The organism is Burkholderia sp. Ac-20384 (assembly GCF_017104605.1).
Lineage (GTDB): Bacteria > Pseudomonadota > Gammaproteobacteria > Burkholderiales > Burkholderiaceae > Burkholderia > Burkholderia lata.
The window spans coordinates 1-14,438 of the sequence record NZ_JAAGPE010000242.1; the positions used below are offsets into that span (position 1 = coordinate 1).

Sequence of the window (14,438 nt, forward strand, 5' to 3'; positions counted from 1 at the left end):
GTTCCTGCGCGAGCTTCTCGGCCGCTTCGTAGTCGATGTCTTCGTTTTCGTTCAGGCCGTAGCTCACCACGTTGAACCACTTGCCCGACATGTTCACGGGCGAGCCGTGCGTCAGGTGGCCGCCGTGCGCAAGGCTCATGCCCATGATCGTGTCGCCCGGCTTGAGCATCGCGAAGAACACGCCCTGGTTCGCCTGCGAACCCGAGTTCGGCTGCACGTTCGCCGCTTCCGCGCCGAACAGCTGCTTCACGCGGTCGATCGCCAGCTGCTCAACGACGTCCACGTATTCGCAGCCGCCGTAGTAGCGCTTGCCCGGATACCCTTCCGCGTACTTGTTCGTGAGTTGCGAACCCTGCGCAGCCATCACGGCCGGGCTCGTGTAGTTTTCCGACGCGATCAGCTCGATGTGATCTTCCTGGCGGCGGTTTTCCTGCTCGATCGCGGCAAAGATTTCGGGATCGACGTTCGCAATGGTGCTTTGGGCTCTGTCAAACATACGGTTTCCGTTAAGTGTGTACAGGTTGACCGGAGCGGCCGAGTACGGTGCGCTGCTGGCGGGACCAGCTCGACGTGGCGGAAGAATCCGTATGACGCGAGGCGGGACAGCCACCGGCGATGCACGCGACGGCGCACAACGGCTGCCCAGGCGAACGGCAAAAACGGCGCCCCGCGCTTCACGGTGGGATGCTCCACCTTGAACCCGAAGGGTTCTATCGCCAGTCACGCGGGGGTGATGAGCGCGTTAGTGTATTGGATGCGTCATGAATAGGCAACCGCACGGCGGTGCGCCGAAAGCAATTGGGGCCAGACTCTACGCGCCCGTACGGGAACGCTTTGCCGCCTTGCCGCGGTGCGGCAATCTCAGTAGGCTTGCGGGATACCACTCGCTATTTTGTTATCGACCAGGAGCAGCAATGATCGTGTTCGTCACAGGCGCGTCCGCCGGCTTCGGCGCCGCCATCGCCCGTGCCTTCGTCAAGGGAGGCCACCGCGTCGTCGCGACCGCGCGCCGCAAGGATCGCCTCGATGCGCTCGCCGCCGAACTCGGCGATTCCCTTCTGCCGCTCGAGCTCGACGTCCGCGATCGCGCGGCCGTCGAGGCCGTGCCGGCCGCCCTTCCCGCCGAATTCGCGGCACTCGACGTGCTCGTCAACAACGCCGGCCTCGCGCTCGGCGTCGAGCCGGCCCAAAAGGCCAGCCTCGACGAATGGCACACGATGATCGACACGAACTGCACGGGCCTCGTCACGGTCACGCACGCGCTGCTGCCCGGCATGATCGATCGCGGCCGCGGTCACGTCTTCAATATCGGCTCGGTCGCGGGTTCGTACCCTTATGCAGGCGGCAATGTCTACGGCGCGACCAAGGCTTTCGTCAGACAATTCAGCCTGAACCTGCGCGCCGACCTGCTCGGCACGCCGCTGCGCGTCACCGACATCGAGCCTGGCCTGTGCGGCGGCACCGAATTCTCGAACATCCGCTATCGCGGCGACGACGCCAAAGCGGCGAACGTCTACAACAATGTCCAGCCGCTGATGCCCGAGGACATCGCCGACACGATCTACTGGATCGCGACGCGTCCGGCGCATGTGAACGTCAACACGATCGAGCTGATGCCGATCGCGCAAGCCCCGGGCGGCCCGACCGTCCACCGCGGCTGAAGCCACGCGGGCCCGGCCCCCTTCCGGGCCGGCCCGCAGTGTGCTACGGCATACTACATTCCGTTACGAATCGGTTACGAATCAGGCTCCTGCCTTCCGGTAGAATGCGCGCCATGACCCAGCCTACCCGCTCCCCGGAAGCGCCCTCCGGCTTCATCTGGCCGGTGCGCGTGTACTACGAGGATACCGACGCAGGCGGCATCGTCTTCTATGCCAACTACCTGAAGTTCTTCGAACGCGCCCGCACCGAGTGGCTGCGCGCTTGCGGCATCGACCAGCGTCAGCTCGCCGACGACACCGACGCGATCTTCGTCGTCCGCAGCACGTCGCTCGACTACCGCGCACCGGCGCGACTCGACGACACACTGGCGATCACGAGCCGGCCCGGGCGCATCGGCCGCGCATCGGTGGAATTCACGCAGGAAGCCTGGTGCGGAAACACGCTGCTCGTGGCCGGACACATCCGTCTCGGCTGCGTCGACCGTACCGGCATCCGGCCCGCGGCCATCCCGCCGGCCGTGCTCGACGCGCTGCAGCGCGGGCCCGTCATCGACGACGGGCAGACTGCACTGTCAACGAAGCTCGCATGAGCCCCGTTTAGACAAAGCCTATGAACTTGCCTTTCTGATTCGATACTAAGCAAGGTTCGGCGTCAGGCATGGCCGGCGCGCCGCGCCACACGCATACCGGGCGCCCCCGAAGGGACGTTACTCAAACCTCTATGAACACTTCTCAAGACCTGTCGATCATTTCCCTCGTCCTCAACGCGAGCGTGCTGGCCCAGGCCGTGATGGGGCTGCTGTTGCTGCTGTCGCTGATGTCGTGGACCTTCATCTTCCGCAAGTGGTTTGCGATCCGCCGCGCACGCGTGCAGACCGAACGCTTCGAGAAGGATTTCTGGTCGGGCGGCGACCTGCAGGCGCTGTACCAGAGCGCAGCCAACAACCGCCACACGATCGGCGCGCTCGAGCGCATCTTCGAATCGGGCATGCGCGAATTCCTGAAAGCGAAGGAAAAACGCATCAGCGATCCGGGCCTCGTGCTCGACGGTGCACGCCGCGCGATGCGCGCGTCGTTCCAGCGTGAAATGGACGTGCTCGAAGCGAACCTCGCGTTCCTCGCATCGGTCGGCTCGGTCAGCCCGTACATCGGTCTGTTCGGCACGGTCTGGGGGATCATGAACTCGTTCCGCGGCCTCGCGAACGTGCAGCAAGCCACGCTCGCGAACGTCGCACCGGGCATCGCCGAGGCGCTCGTCGCCACCGCGATCGGCCTGTTCGCCGCGATTCCGGCGGTGGTCGCGTACAACCGCTACGCGCACGACATCGACCGCCTCGCGATCCGTTTCGAGACCTTCATCGAAGAGTTCTCGAACATCCTGCAGCGTCAGGCCCAGTAAGGAGCGCGCCATGGCAGGAAGTCCCATCCGTTCCAGCATGCGCGGCGGCCGCTCGCGCCGCGCAATGGCCGACATCAACGTCGTGCCGTACATCGACGTGATGCTGGTGCTGCTCGTGATCTTCATGGTCACCGCACCGCTCGTCGCCCCGTCGATCATCAACCTGCCGACCGTCGGCAACGCCGCGCCGCAGGAGCAGACGCCGCCCGTCGTCGTCAACATCAAGGCCGACCGCACCATGAGCGTCAAGTACAAGGGCGACTCGGGCGCGACCCAGGAAGACACGATGACGAAGGCCGAGCTCGACAGCTTCATCGTCGCCCGGCAGGCTGACCATCCGGACCAGCCGGTCGTGATCGCGGCCGACAAGACCGTGCAGTACGATGCCGTCATGACCGTGATGTCCGATCTGAAGGCGCGCGGCGTCAAGCGCGTCGGCCTCCTCGTCAAATCGCAATGAACCGGCAGCAATCCACGCGCAGCTCCGCCTACCCGCCTCAGCCTCCCCGCGAGCGCGGCACCTGGCGCGCATTCGCGCTCGCCGCGCTGATGCACGTGCTGCTCGCGCTGTTTCTCTATCACGGCGTGCAGTGGCAGAACAGCACGCCGGCCGGCGCCGAAGCCGAGCTGTGGACCGAGGTGCCCGATGTCCCCGCGCCGCGGCCCGTTGTCACACCCGCACCGCCCGTGAAGGTCGCGCCGCCCGCTCCCCCGGTGCGCGACGAGCAGGCCGACATCGCGCTGCAGCAGAAGAAGCGGCAGCAGGAAGCGGCCGCGCGTGAAGCGCTGCTCGAGCAGCAGCGCCGCGCGCAGCAACTGAAGGCCCAGCAGGAAGAGGAAGCCCGGCGCGCGCAGCTCGCGGCGCAGCAGGCAGCCGCACTCGCCGCACAGAAGGCCGCGGAACGCGACAAGCAGAAGCAGGCCGACAAGCTCAAGCAACAGCAGCTCGCCGAGCAGCAAAAGCTCGAACAGCAGAAACTTCAGCAGCAGAAACAGGCGCAGCTCGAAGCGCAGCAGGCAGCGAAGGCGAAGGCCGACGCGGCCGCGAAGGCAAAGGCGGAAGCCCAGGCCAAGGCGAAGGCCGAAGCCACGGCGCGCGCGAAGGCCAATGCGGCAGCGAACGCCAAGCTCGACCGCGAGCGCAGCGCACGCCTGGCACAGATGCAGGGCCTGTCCGGCGCCGGTGAAGGCGGCGGCGAAGGCCTCGCGAAAAGTGGCACGGGCACGGGCTCCGGCGGCAATGCCGCCACGCCCGGCTATGCCGACAAGGTGCGCCGCCGCGTCAAACCGAACATCGTTTGGGGCGGCGAGCGAGCAGGCCTGACCACCGTCGTCAAGATTCGGTGCACGCCGTCCGGTGACGTATTGAGCGCATCGGTTTCCCGCTCCAGCGGGAATTCGGGGTGGGATCAAGCCGTGGTCAATGCAATCCACGCATCGGTCCCGTTGCCGCCCGATTCTAACGGTCGTACCCCGTCGGACATTACGATTACCTTCAAGGCAGCGGAGTGAAAGGAAATGCGCTTACACTCCGGGCGTCGCTGTCGGACGGGAACGAATCGGGTATTTTTACTGTCTCTGCCGTTGCGCAGCGATCCAAGCCATACGGGAAGCAACAAGCATGAGTTTGATGACAAAGCTAGGTTTCAGGGCACTCGTGGCCTCGTGTCTGATTACGGCGGGCAGCGCCGCTAACGCCCAGGTCAACGTGCTGATCACCGGTGTCGGGTCGACCCAGTTCCCCATCGCCACCGCGAATTTCGCGAACGAGGCGAACCTGCCGCAGCAGGTCACGTCGATCGTGCGCGCCGACCTCGCCCGCAGCGGCAAATTCACCAACATCGACGCCGGCAGCACCCCCGTGCCGGAGTCCGCATCGGTCGATCTCGGCGCATGGAAGGCCAAGGGCGCGAATGCGTTCGTCGCCGGCAGCGTGAACCGCGAGGCGAACGGCCAGTACAAGGTCAACTTCATCCTGTACGACACCGTGAAGCAGCAAAGCCTCGGCGGCCTGTCGCTGACGGCCACCGACACCACGCTGCGCACGGCCGGCCACAAGATCGCCGACTACATCTACCAGAAGCTGCTCGGCGTGCGCGGCGTGTTCGCCACGCGCCTGTCGTACGTGATCAAGACCGGTAACCGCTACCAGCTGCAGATTTCGGATTCGGACGGCCAGAACGCGCGTATCGCGCTGTCGAGCACCGAGCCGATCATCTCGCCGTCCTGGTCGCCGAGCGGCACGAAGGTCGCGTACGTGTCGTTCGAGCGCAAGAAGCCGATCGTCTACATCCACGACCTGCCGACCGGCCGTCGCTACATCGTCTCCGACCAGAAGGGCAACAACAGCGCACCGGCGTGGTCGCCGGACAGCAACACGCTGGCCGTCGCGCTGTCGCTGACGGGCAATACGCAGATCTATACGGTCAACTCGACCGGCGGCGGCCTGCGCCGCCTCACGCAGAGCAGCTCGATCGACACCGAGCCGTTCTACTCGCCGGATGGCCACTGGATCTACTTCACGAGCGATCGCGGTGGCGCGCCGCAGATCTACCGGATGCCCGCACAGGGCGAAAGCGCCGGTGCTGCGCAGCGCGTGACTTTCACCGGCAGCTACAACACGAGTCCGCGCATCAGCCCGGACGGCAAGCTGCTTGCTTACATCTCCCGCACGGGCGGGGGCTTCAAGCTGTACGTTCAGGATCTGCAGTCTGGCGCGGCGAACGCCATCACCAATACGAATCGCGACGAATCGCCGAGCTTCGCGGCAAACGGCCAGTACCTTCTGTACGCTACCCAGTCGGGTGGTCGCAATGTTCTGGCAGCAGTGCCCTCGGACGGCAGCGCGCCGCCGCAAATCCTGTCCGTCCAGGGCGGCTCCGTACGTGAGCCGTCGTGGGGGCCCTTCATGCAATGACCACAAGGAGAGTAAACATGATGTCGAATAAAGCTCGTCTGGCCCTGGCCGTGATGATGATCAGCGCGCTCGCAGCGTGCAAGTCGGGCGTGAAGCTCGATGACAAGGCAAACAACGCGGGTGCAGTCAGCACGCAACCGAGCGCCGACAACGTCGCGCAAGTGAACGTCGATCCGCTGAACGACCCGAACAGCCCGCTCGCGAAGCGCAGCATCTACTTCGACTTCGACAGCTATTCGGTGAAGGACGAGTACCAGCCGCTGATGCAGCTGCACGCTCAGTACCTGAAGAGCCACCCGCAGCGCCACGTGCTGATCCAAGGCAACACCGACGAACGCGGCACGAGCGAGTACAACCTCGCGCTGGGCCAGAAGCGTGCGGAAGCTGTCCGTCGTGCGATGGCACTGCTCGGCGTGAACGATTCGCAAATGGAAGCCGTGAGCCTCGGCAAGGAAAAGCCGCAGGCATCGGGTCACGACGAAGCATCGTGGGCGCAGAACCGTCGCGCCGACCTCGTCTACCAACAGTAAGTAACGGAAGAATCGCCGTATGACGCACCGTGTATCCCTGCTGCGCGTTGCCGCAGCATTCTGCGTCGCCGGCGCGGCGTGGTCGGCCGCGCCGGCGCACGCCGGCGTGTTCGACGACAACGAAGCGCGCCGCGCCGTGCTCGATCTGCGCAGCAAAACCGACAACCTGGCGAGCCAGTTGTCGGCCGCCCAGCGTACGATCCTCGATCAATCCGGCCGTCTCGACCAGCTGAACCAGCAGGTCGCGACGCTGCGCGGCGAGAACGAGGACCTGACGAACCGGCTGACGACGCTCGAGCGGCAGCAGAAGGAGTACTACCAGGATCTCGACACGCGGCTCAAGAAGTTCGAGCCGCAGCAGGCGACGATCGATGGTGTCGAAGGCACTGTGCAGCCGGGTGAAACGGATGCGCTCAGTGCGGCGCAGCAGCAGTTCCGCAACGGCAACTTCAAGGCGGCGGCGGCTTCGTTCCGCGCGTTCATCGCGAAGTATCCGCAGAGCCCCTACCAGCCGACCGCGCAGTACTGGTACGGTAACGCGCAATACGCGCTGCGCGACTACCGCGGTTCGACTGCAACGTGGCAAGGGATCGTCAGCAAGTTCCCGCAGCACCCGCGCGCAGCCGACGCCCTCGTGGCAATCGGCACGAACCAGCTCGAGCAAGGCCAGAAGGCGGCCGCGAAGAAGACGTTCGAGCAGGTTGTTTCGCAGTATGCCGGGTCGAACGCAGCGCAGACGGCGCAAGGCAAGCTCGAGACGATCAAATAATTATCGCGGCGGGTTGTTGACAGCCTGACAATCCGTCGCTATAATCTTTTGCTCTTTGGGTCGCTTGTCAAGTTGTTGAAGCAACGAACCAACAGAACAGGTTTCAAGAACGTGGGGTGGTAACTCAGTTGGTTAGAGTATCTGACTTTTAATCAGAGAGTCGAGGGTTCGAGTCCCTCCCACCCTACCAACTATCTTTGATAGTGCAAATTTAAGCCTCCCAAGCGGAGGCTTTTTTGCGTCTGTCGCATCCGTGTCGCCGCGGCATCCCGGTGATGTCCGCAACCCACCCAGCCGCATCCTCCCGACTCCGCTACCGGACATGGCACGCAATACCCCGCCCGCGCATCAGCGCACGCTCACGTCGCGCAGCACGCCACCATATCCCGCGTACAGATTGCCGTCAGGCAGCAACCGCCGCTGCGCGAGCTGCCAATGCACGACCGGCAGGTTGTGGAACGGCATCCGCGCGAACAGGTGATGTTCGATATGAAAATGAATCGCGTGCGGGCCGAACAGGAACGTCTGCCACGAACGCCGGACGATCGTCCGCGCGTTGCGGCTCTGGTCGGCACACGCCGGTAGCCCCGCATGTTCGAAGATCGCGCGCACCTGCCCGGCGAGCGGCAGCAGCGTGACGGACGGCACGATCCACAACGTCACGTACAGCAGCGGATGTCCGGCCCATGCGAGCGCGCCGAACAGCACACCGTTGCCGGCCAGCATCGACGCAACTTCCCACGCGGCATACGCACGCGACTTCCCGACTTTCGGCAGCGCATGCGCAAACTCGCCGCGTGCGAGCCTCACGACACTCGTCACGTAGCCGATCCCGCATGCGTACGCGAACAGGCGGCCGATCAGCCGCCCGCGCGTCACCGGATAGTCATGCACGCCGAACAGCAGCGCGACGGGATCGTCCGCCTCCATCGGTGCGCGATGGTGCTTCAGATGGCCTGCACGATACGTACGCAGCGACAGCCACAGCGGGCCGGCCGCGAACAGTTGGCCCAGCGCGTCGTTGACACGCCGGTTCCGCGCCAGCAACCCGTGCGCGCCTTCGTGCATCATGACCGCGAGCGCAAGCTGGCTGCGCGCGATCACGATCGCGGCCAACGCGTACACGAGCGGATGCGGAAACGCGATCGCAACCGCGAACGCGGCGGTAATCATCAGCCAGTCGCCCGCCAGCGCCACGCCGACGCGCGACGCGCTCACGCGAAACAACGCGGGATCGGGCACGAACCGCGCAAGCTCCGCATTCGGTCCTGCATGGTGATCATGGGCATCCGTCACGCGAGCCTCCCGCGCAGCGCACGCCGCTCGACCCACAGCGCACTGACCATCGCGAGCGCCACGCCGCCCAGCACATCGGCCACCGTATGCTGCTTGAGCGTCAGCGTCGACGTGCAGATCAGCAGGCCGACCGCCACTGTCACGAGCCGTCGCCGGTCCGCCAGCATCCGGCAGGCAAGACACGTCACCGCGACATGCAGGCTTGGAAAACCGTTGGCCGCGAGATCGAGCTGCCACATGCGCGCGAGACGGTGGCGCACGAACGCGTTGCCGATATCCGCGACGTCGGGCCGCGGCACGGCTTCCGGAAACAGCAGGAAGCACACGACACCGAGCACGAACGCGATCAGCACGGCCTCCTTGAACGCGGCGAACGCGATCGGTCGCGCATACGCGGCAAGCGCGATCACGAACGGAAAGAAACCGACATAGACGAACCACGACCACGCGATGAACGGAATCCGCGCATCGATCGACGTGGCAAACACATAGCGCGGCGTGACACTGCGCTCCAGCAGAAAGAAGATCGCGAGACCGGCTGCCATGCCGAACGTCGCGGCCAGCATCTGCCGGATATCGGGCCGGCGATCGTCACGAAACGACAGCGAATTCATCGTGGCGCCGGCGCCTCGCATTGCGGATCCGTATTGGCCGCCTGCGCACGCGGACGCAGCGCGAGAAGGCGCGACGTCCATGCGTCGACGCGCGCACGCGCCTGCTCGCGGCCGGCGATCGTTCCTGCCTGCGTACCAGGATGGCGCATCAGTTCGGCTGCAGCCTGCCCGACTTCCCGTCGGAACGCGGCCGCGTCGCCGCGCCACGTGACGACGCGATGCACGAGTTGCAGCCGCGCGGCGCGCTCGGCGTTGCTCGCCTGCTCGGGCTGATCGGACTGCACGAGCAGGATCGGGCGTCGATATACGCGAGCGATCGACAGCGCAGCCATACCGGGTGCCGACACGATCAGCGGTGCATGGGCGGCGCGCGTCACCCAGTCGGCGTCGACACCGGCCCAGCCATCGTGCCCGGCATAGCCCTCCCCCACACGGTGTGTGGCGAGCCCTGCGTCGCGCATGCCGGCCGACAACGCATCGGCGAGCGCGATATCACGGAAGTGCGGGTTCAGATAGACGGCTGCTGAAGCCGGTTCCGAAGCCGGCCGCTCGGCGACGATCGGCACCGGTGTCGGCAGCCGGTAATGCGTGCACGATCGCCGGACTTCATCGGCGGCATCGTACGCAAAATCGTGCTCGATGCAGCATCGCGCCGAATCGATCTGCCAGTCGACGATCCGCGCAAAAGCGCGCGCCAGTGCGCGCGGCAGCCGCGCATCGAAATTCGCGGTCAACGCGCGGCGCAGGCTTCCGCCATATACATGAACGACGCGGCGCCGCCAGCCCGGCATCGCACCCATGAACAGCAGCGCTGGATGAAACGAGTCGTTGATCACGAGATCGGCATCGCGGACGATCGCACGCAGTCGCACGATGTCGCGCAGCATGCGCGTCGGCCTGAACACGTAGTGCGCGACATTCCGATCGGTCGCGTCGCGCAGCATGTTCTGCCGTTCGTCGAACTGCACCGCGTAGTGACGGGACAGCACGGCCGCGTCGATGTCGAACGCAGCCAGGAACGCCTGCCCCGCATCGGACGTCGTCAGCACGTCGACCTGCGCGCCGGCCGCACGCAGCGCGTGCACGAGCAGTTGCGCGCGCATCAGGTGCCCGCGTGCGTCGGCCGTCGCGAGATAGACGATACGCGGCATCATGCGCGCGGACGAAGCGACTGGAACCAGCCCGCCGCAACCATCGCCAGCGCGCCCGTCACGCCAAACCCGGCTTCGATCGCGCGGATCTCGGCGAGCAACGCAGCGAGAGGCACGGCCTCGGACGGCGCAACGAGACGACGCAGTGTGTCCGAGCAGAGCCTCACATGCCGCGTCTCGTCGGCAAGCACGCGCGCGAGCAGCGGGTACAACGGATGTGCATCGCCGATCGTTTCGCAGTGACGTGCAAGCACGCGCATCGCCATCTGCTCCGCGCACAGACCCGTCGCATAGGCCGGCACGAGCATGCCTTGCGCGAACTGCGGCGCATGGCGCCGCGCGAGCCGGCGCCAGCGCATGATCTTGCGCCGGCTCAGCCAGTCGGGCTCATGCGGCACAGTCGACGGCGCGACGCCGCGTTCGCGCAGCGCATCGGTAAACGCGGCCGCATGGCGACGTTCGTCCGCGAGATGCTGCTCGATCCGCGGCGCAAGCCAGTCCGGCGGCTGCCCGGTCCAGTCCTCGTGCAACGCGCACTCGGTCGCTTCCTCGCCGATCAGGTACATGCGCAGCACCCAGCGCTCGCCATGTGTGCTGCGATGAAGCTGCCGGATCGCCGCCCGCTTGATGCGATCGACGAGGTACGCGCGCACCCGCGCCGCCCCGCGCGGCACGGGCGCATCGAGACAGTCGAAGCGCGCATCGTGCGCCGCATGCGGCGACGCCGGCAGGTCGCCAGCCGCGGTCATGCCAGCACACCCCGGACGGACGCGGATTTCGTCGCGGACGCCGCAGCGGCGGCGGCCGGATCGCGACGCCATCCGAGGATCAGGCCGATGAAGCTTTCCTGCATGAACGCATGCGCGGATGCGGTCGCACCCGCAAATGCTTCCTCGCGGCCGTTCACGCGCAGATAGCCGTTGCCGTCACGTGCGCCGAACTCGATCCGGTCGTTCTTCCTGAAGCCGCGCGCACGCATGTCCTTCACGAGCGCGCTGCCGTCGAGGCCGAACAGGAACAACTCGCGCTGGGCGACCCACACCGGAATGTGATTGCTCAGTGCATCGAAACGAATCGTCCACGTGCCGGATGCGAGTGTGCGATCGACGTCGGCATCGTGCGGCGCGTTCGACGTAAAGCTCGCACGCGCGACCGACTTCGTCAGGCCGCCGACGCCGAGCGCGATCGTGATGTCGTCCGCGGACGGCTGCTTCGGATCGGTCGCACTCACTTTCACGAGATGCCGCGCGAGCCGCGATGCAAGCGACGGATGCGCGAACAGCGCCAGCGTTTCGTCCGGCGTGAGCAGGTCGCGCTCGCCCTCCCCCTCCTTCACGCGCACGCGATACGGATCGATCCGGACCTCGGTGAACGTGCCGTGCACGGGCGCATGGACGTACACGTCGCGGTCCCATTTCGCGCCGTCGCGACGCAGCAGCACGTGCACGCTCAGCGGCACGCGCCGGCCGTCGCCGTCGACGCCCGTGCCTTGCAGGAGCACGTCGCCGAGCACGTCCTTCGTGCCGCGCGCCGCATCGCTCGAGAAGACGATCGCGTGCGCATCGGTATCGATGCTCGCGTGAACGTCCGGCGCATCGAGCGCGACGCGATTGCAATCCGCGGAGGCCGCGTTTGCGAACGGGCAACCGCTTTGCGATGCGAAGTGATAGATTCCGCGCCCCGCATGATCGACCGGCGCGGCATGGGCACCGGCGCTGGCGGCAAACAGGGCGAGGCAGGCAACACGGGTGGCGAGAGAGGACATGGTCGTTGTCGGGATGGATGCAGGGTGTCGGCGTGTCATGGCCGCGCACGACGCGCGGCGCCGGTTCAATGACGGTGATAGGACAGCGCTTCGAGATCGCGCCGGGCCGATGCACGCCCGGCGAGACCGAAACCACGCGCGAGTGCGCCGAGCGTATCGACGGCGGACGCCGCGATCGTGACGCCGATGGCCGCGAGATAGCGGACGGCGCCAAGCGGCGGCAACTGCTGGCGATTCAGCGCGCGCAGGCTGTAGCCGAGCCGCATCGCCATCACGCAGAACGGGCCGAGCGGGCCGCTGCGGCCGAGCCACTGCCAGCCGCGCGGCAGGTACGCGTTCACGAGATACGGTGTCAGGCCGACGCTATCCTCGCCGCGCATCCAGCGCAGCTTCAGCGATTCGCGTTGCGTATCCGGCAGCCGATGTTCGGTATGCGCGGCCGGTGCGAACTCGACAGCCACGCCGGCTGCTTGCATCCGCAGCCCCATCACCTGGCAATGCGCGCGATAGACGCCGTCGAGCGGCTCATAGCGAAATTGCGCGAACACCTCGCGCCGGAACGCGACGTTGTTCGCGTAGAAGTTGCGCGTCGCGCCGTCGCGCAGCGGGCTCGGAAAATACATGAAATCGATCGACGTCAGCGCGATGCCGAGTACGTTCGGCGCATAGCTGGTGCGCCCCGCCACCGCGACGGGCGCATCGCCGGCTTCGCGCGCGAACGGTGCGAGCAGGTGCTCGAGCCAGTCGTCGGCCGGCCGGCAATCGGCATCGCCGAACACGACGATGTCGCAGCGGGCCGCGTCGACGCGATCGAACCCGTCGTTCTTCGCATCGTAGTAGCCGGTGCTCGCACCGATCTCGACGAAGTCGATCGGGCGGCCGGCCAGCGCAGCGATCTCCGCGCACGCTTCGGCCGGCAGGCCGTCGTGCGTGATGATCCATTGTGCCAGTGCCGTGGGCGGCACGGTCTGCTTCGACAGCGCCGATACGAGGCGCTTCAGGCTGTCGACGGCCTGCGCGAGCCCCGCGCCGCCGCGCAGGTTGTTCGTCTCCAGCACGAGCGCGGCCTGCGCCGCCACGGCACGGGCAGCCGCGCGGGTGTGCCGCGTGGTTTCTGTGAAGTCTGGCATCCGGAATATCTCCATCGTCATGCACACCGGCATGGATGAAACGAATGGGCGGAGCGCCCGCGGCGCATCGGCGAATGCGGGTCGCCCGCGACCGTCGTCGCAAAACGGGCGGCCTGGAGGGCGCCCGCTTCGCGTGCCGTCACTCCTGGACGGACGGCGCCGATTCGGCGTCGGTATAGCGCGGCTTCGCGTTCTGCAGGTCGCGCGTGTTCTTCTGCACGGCGACCGAGCCGAACAGCGCGAGCACGAACGACATCGCGTAGAAGCCCTTCTCGCTCAGTTGCAGTGTTGCGTTGAAGAGGCCGACGACCAGCAGCGCGATCGACAGCAGCAGCGCGATCCAGCTGAGGCCGTAGTAGATGCCGGTGACGTAAATGCCTTCCGCGCGGTCGCGGACGCTTTTCTGCAGCGAGATTGCCGCATAGAGACCGAACACCAGCACGGTGAAGTAGTAGCCCTTCTCGTTGAGCTGCATGCCGGCGTTCCAGAGACCGATCAGGAATGCCGCGAAACCGGCGAGCAGCGCGGCCCACGACGCGGCCACGAACGCGAACGACGGCTGCTGGATGGTGGTCTGGTTCATTGCTTTGCCCTCTCTTTCTTCTTGTTCGAAATCGTTTTCGTTGAACTGCGTTTCGCGCATGGTAGCAGCTTTGGCGCGCGGCAAGACGCCGCGCTTGCAGTCTTACAATTCGCGCTGCGCCCGCCGCCAGCGCCCCGGCGTCGTGCCGAGCACCGCGCGAAACGCCTTGCCGAAGGCGGCCTCGGACTGGTAACCGACCGCCTGGCCGATCTCCGCCTGCCCGCGCTGCGTGTCCTGCAGCAGCGCGCACGCGTGCATCATCCGGATCTGCGCGACGAACGCGCCGACGCTCATCCCGGCCCGCTCGCGGAAATGCCGCGCGTACGTCGCGCGCGACATCGCGGAGGCGTCGCCGAGCGACTCGACCGTCCACGGCTTCTCCGGCGCCTGCAGCACGGCCTGGACCGACGGGCCGAGCCGCGTGTCGGCCGCCAGCGCCAGCCAGCCGGAGGGCACGCGCGCACCGCGACCAGGTCGGAAGAGCGTGGGGTTGGGGAAGAGTGTGAGAGACTGTGTAGATCTCGGGTGTCGCGCGACAATTAAAAACAAAAACATACATGAAAAACTAGCTCTACAATGTAACACTCACTGAAATACATCCACACTCACATGATACGCTGAGC

The 14,438-nt window shown here is 66.1% G+C and carries 15 protein-coding genes, 1 tRNA gene, 2 pseudogenes and 1 riboswitch; of the genes and pseudogenes, 9 read left to right on the forward strand and 9 right to left on the reverse strand.

Going from position 1 to position 14,438, the window contains the following annotated elements; genetic code table 11:
* Positions 1 to 496 (reverse strand): annotated as a pseudogene (gene glyA, locus G3O00_RS31350) (serine hydroxymethyltransferase); the annotation flags it as partial.
* 137 nt (positions 497 to 633) lie between these two features.
* A riboswitch (ZMP/ZTP riboswitch) is annotated at positions 634 to 734 on the reverse strand.
* A gap of 180 nt (positions 735 to 914) precedes the next feature.
* Here glyA and G3O00_RS31355 point away from each other — a divergent pair.
* The 9 genes from G3O00_RS31355 to G3O00_RS31395 all read left to right on the forward strand — a co-directional run bounded on the left by G3O00_RS31355 (position 915) and on the right by G3O00_RS31395 (position 7,466).
* Positions 915 to 1,661, forward strand: coding sequence for an SDR family NAD(P)-dependent oxidoreductase (locus G3O00_RS31355; RefSeq protein WP_011351078.1), 747 nt, complete (start codon positions 915 to 917; stop codon positions 1,659 to 1,661).
* 104 nt (positions 1,662 to 1,765) lie between these two features.
* Positions 1,766 to 2,251 carry a tol-pal system-associated acyl-CoA thioesterase gene (gene ybgC, locus G3O00_RS31360; protein ID WP_206145320.1) on the forward strand — a complete coding sequence of 162 codons (486 nt, stop codon included), beginning with the start codon at positions 1,766 to 1,768 and terminating at the stop codon, positions 2,249 to 2,251.
* Between the two features lie 131 nt (positions 2,252 to 2,382).
* Complete coding sequence (gene tolQ, locus G3O00_RS31365; RefSeq protein ID WP_041492749.1) at positions 2,383 to 3,060, forward strand: protein TolQ; 678 nt, start codon at positions 2,383 to 2,385, stop codon at positions 3,058 to 3,060.
* A gap of 10 nt (positions 3,061 to 3,070) precedes the next feature.
* Positions 3,071 to 3,520 carry a protein TolR gene (gene tolR, locus G3O00_RS31370; protein WP_011351075.1) on the forward strand — a complete coding sequence of 150 codons (450 nt, stop codon included), beginning with the start codon at positions 3,071 to 3,073 and terminating at the stop codon, positions 3,518 to 3,520.
* Entirely contained in the window at positions 3,517 to 4,572 is a 1,056-nt protein-coding gene (tolA, locus tag G3O00_RS31375; protein WP_206145321.1) for a cell envelope integrity protein TolA, read from the forward strand. The genes tolR and tolA overlap by 4 nt, the downstream gene beginning before the upstream one ends.
* A 109-nt stretch (positions 4,573 to 4,681) precedes the next feature.
* Positions 4,682 to 5,977 carry a Tol-Pal system beta propeller repeat protein TolB gene (gene tolB / locus G3O00_RS31380; RefSeq protein ID WP_011351073.1) on the forward strand — a complete coding sequence of 432 codons (1,296 nt, stop codon included), beginning with the start codon at positions 4,682 to 4,684 and terminating at the stop codon, positions 5,975 to 5,977.
* A 17-nt stretch (positions 5,978 to 5,994) separates the two neighbouring features.
* Positions 5,995 to 6,507, forward strand: a complete 513-nt coding sequence (gene pal / locus G3O00_RS31385; protein WP_206145322.1) for a peptidoglycan-associated lipoprotein Pal — start codon at positions 5,995 to 5,997, stop codon at positions 6,505 to 6,507.
* Positions 6,508 to 6,526: 19 nt separating this feature from the next.
* Positions 6,527 to 7,276 carry a tol-pal system protein YbgF gene (gene ybgF, locus G3O00_RS31390; RefSeq protein WP_011351071.1) on the forward strand — a complete coding sequence of 250 codons (750 nt, stop codon included), beginning with the start codon at positions 6,527 to 6,529 and terminating at the stop codon, positions 7,274 to 7,276.
* Positions 7,277 to 7,389: 113 nt separating this feature from the next.
* Positions 7,390 to 7,466: transfer RNA gene (locus tag G3O00_RS31395), tRNA-Lys, on the forward strand.
* Positions 7,467 to 7,624: 158 nt separating this feature from the next.
* Here the strand turns inward: G3O00_RS31395 and G3O00_RS31400 are convergent.
* The 8 genes and pseudogenes from G3O00_RS31400 to G3O00_RS31435 form a co-directional block, all read right to left on the reverse strand.
* Positions 7,625 to 8,572, reverse strand: coding sequence for a fatty acid desaturase family protein (locus G3O00_RS31400; RefSeq protein ID WP_206145323.1), 948 nt, complete (start codon positions 8,570 to 8,572; stop codon positions 7,625 to 7,627).
* Positions 8,569 to 9,186: a phosphatase PAP2 family protein gene (locus tag G3O00_RS31405; RefSeq protein WP_206145324.1), complete on the reverse strand. Its 618-nt coding sequence runs from the start codon at positions 9,184 to 9,186 to the stop codon at positions 8,569 to 8,571. Before G3O00_RS31405 ends, G3O00_RS31400 begins: the two co-directional genes overlap by 4 nt.
* A complete protein-coding gene (locus G3O00_RS31410; protein ID WP_206145325.1) occupies positions 9,183 to 10,340 on the reverse strand; it encodes a hypothetical protein in 1,158 nt (385 codons plus the stop codon). Before G3O00_RS31410 ends, G3O00_RS31405 begins: the two co-directional genes overlap by 4 nt.
* Complete coding sequence (locus G3O00_RS31415) at positions 10,337 to 11,086, reverse strand: hypothetical protein (RefSeq protein ID WP_206145326.1); 750 nt, start codon at positions 11,084 to 11,086, stop codon at positions 10,337 to 10,339. Before G3O00_RS31415 ends, G3O00_RS31410 begins: the two co-directional genes overlap by 4 nt.
* Positions 11,083 to 12,102, reverse strand: coding sequence for a hypothetical protein (locus tag G3O00_RS31420; protein WP_241025421.1), 1,020 nt, complete (start codon positions 12,100 to 12,102; stop codon positions 11,083 to 11,085). The genes G3O00_RS31415 and G3O00_RS31420 overlap by 4 nt, the downstream gene beginning before the upstream one ends.
* Positions 12,103 to 12,167: 65 nt before the next feature.
* Positions 12,168 to 13,232: a glycosyltransferase family 2 protein gene (locus G3O00_RS31425; RefSeq protein WP_174931039.1), complete on the reverse strand. Its 1,065-nt coding sequence runs from the start codon at positions 13,230 to 13,232 to the stop codon at positions 12,168 to 12,170.
* A 139-nt stretch (positions 13,233 to 13,371) separates the two neighbouring features.
* Positions 13,372 to 13,815, reverse strand: a complete 444-nt coding sequence (yiaA, locus tag G3O00_RS31430; RefSeq protein ID WP_206145328.1) for an inner membrane protein YiaA — start codon at positions 13,813 to 13,815, stop codon at positions 13,372 to 13,374.
* 102 nt (positions 13,816 to 13,917) lie between these two features.
* Positions 13,918 to 14,286 (reverse strand): annotated as a pseudogene (locus tag G3O00_RS31435) (AraC family transcriptional regulator); the annotation flags it as partial.
* Between the last annotated feature and the right edge of the window lie 152 nt (positions 14,287 to 14,438).

Bases quoted from the DNA above. Each gene is read 5' to 3' on its own strand.
- G3O00_RS31355 (WP_011351078.1), top strand. From the start codon at position 915: ATGATCGTGTTCGTCACAGGCGCGTCCGCCGGCTTCGGCGCCGCCATC.
- ybgC (WP_206145320.1), top strand. From the start codon at position 1,766: ATGCGCGCCATGACCCAGCCTACCCGCTCCCCGGAAGCGCCCTCCGGC.
- tolQ (WP_041492749.1), top strand. From the start codon at position 2,383: ATGAACACTTCTCAAGACCTGTCGATCATTTCCCTCGTCCTCAACGCG.
- tolR (WP_011351075.1), top strand. From the start codon at position 3,071: ATGGCAGGAAGTCCCATCCGTTCCAGCATGCGCGGCGGCCGCTCGCGC.
- tolA (WP_206145321.1), top strand. From the start codon at position 3,517: ATGAACCGGCAGCAATCCACGCGCAGCTCCGCCTACCCGCCTCAGCCT.
- tolB (WP_011351073.1), top strand. From the start codon at position 4,682: ATGAGTTTGATGACAAAGCTAGGTTTCAGGGCACTCGTGGCCTCGTGT.
- pal (WP_206145322.1), top strand. From the start codon at position 5,995: ATGATGTCGAATAAAGCTCGTCTGGCCCTGGCCGTGATGATGATCAGC.
- ybgF (WP_011351071.1), top strand. From the start codon at position 6,527: ATGACGCACCGTGTATCCCTGCTGCGCGTTGCCGCAGCATTCTGCGTC.
- G3O00_RS31405 (WP_206145324.1), bottom strand. From the start codon at position 9,186: ATGAATTCGCTGTCGTTTCGTGACGATCGCCGGCCCGATATCCGGCAG.
- G3O00_RS31410 (WP_206145325.1), bottom strand. From the start codon at position 10,340: ATGATGCCGCGTATCGTCTATCTCGCGACGGCCGACGCACGCGGGCAC.
- G3O00_RS31415 (WP_206145326.1), bottom strand. From the start codon at position 11,086: ATGACCGCGGCTGGCGACCTGCCGGCGTCGCCGCATGCGGCGCACGAT.
- G3O00_RS31420 (WP_241025421.1), bottom strand. From the start codon at position 12,102: ATGTCCTCTCTCGCCACCCGTGTTGCCTGCCTCGCCCTGTTTGCCGCC.
- G3O00_RS31425 (WP_174931039.1), bottom strand. From the start codon at position 13,232: ATGCCAGACTTCACAGAAACCACGCGGCACACCCGCGCGGCTGCCCGT.
- yiaA (WP_206145328.1), bottom strand. From the start codon at position 13,815: ATGAACCAGACCACCATCCAGCAGCCGTCGTTCGCGTTCGTGGCCGCG.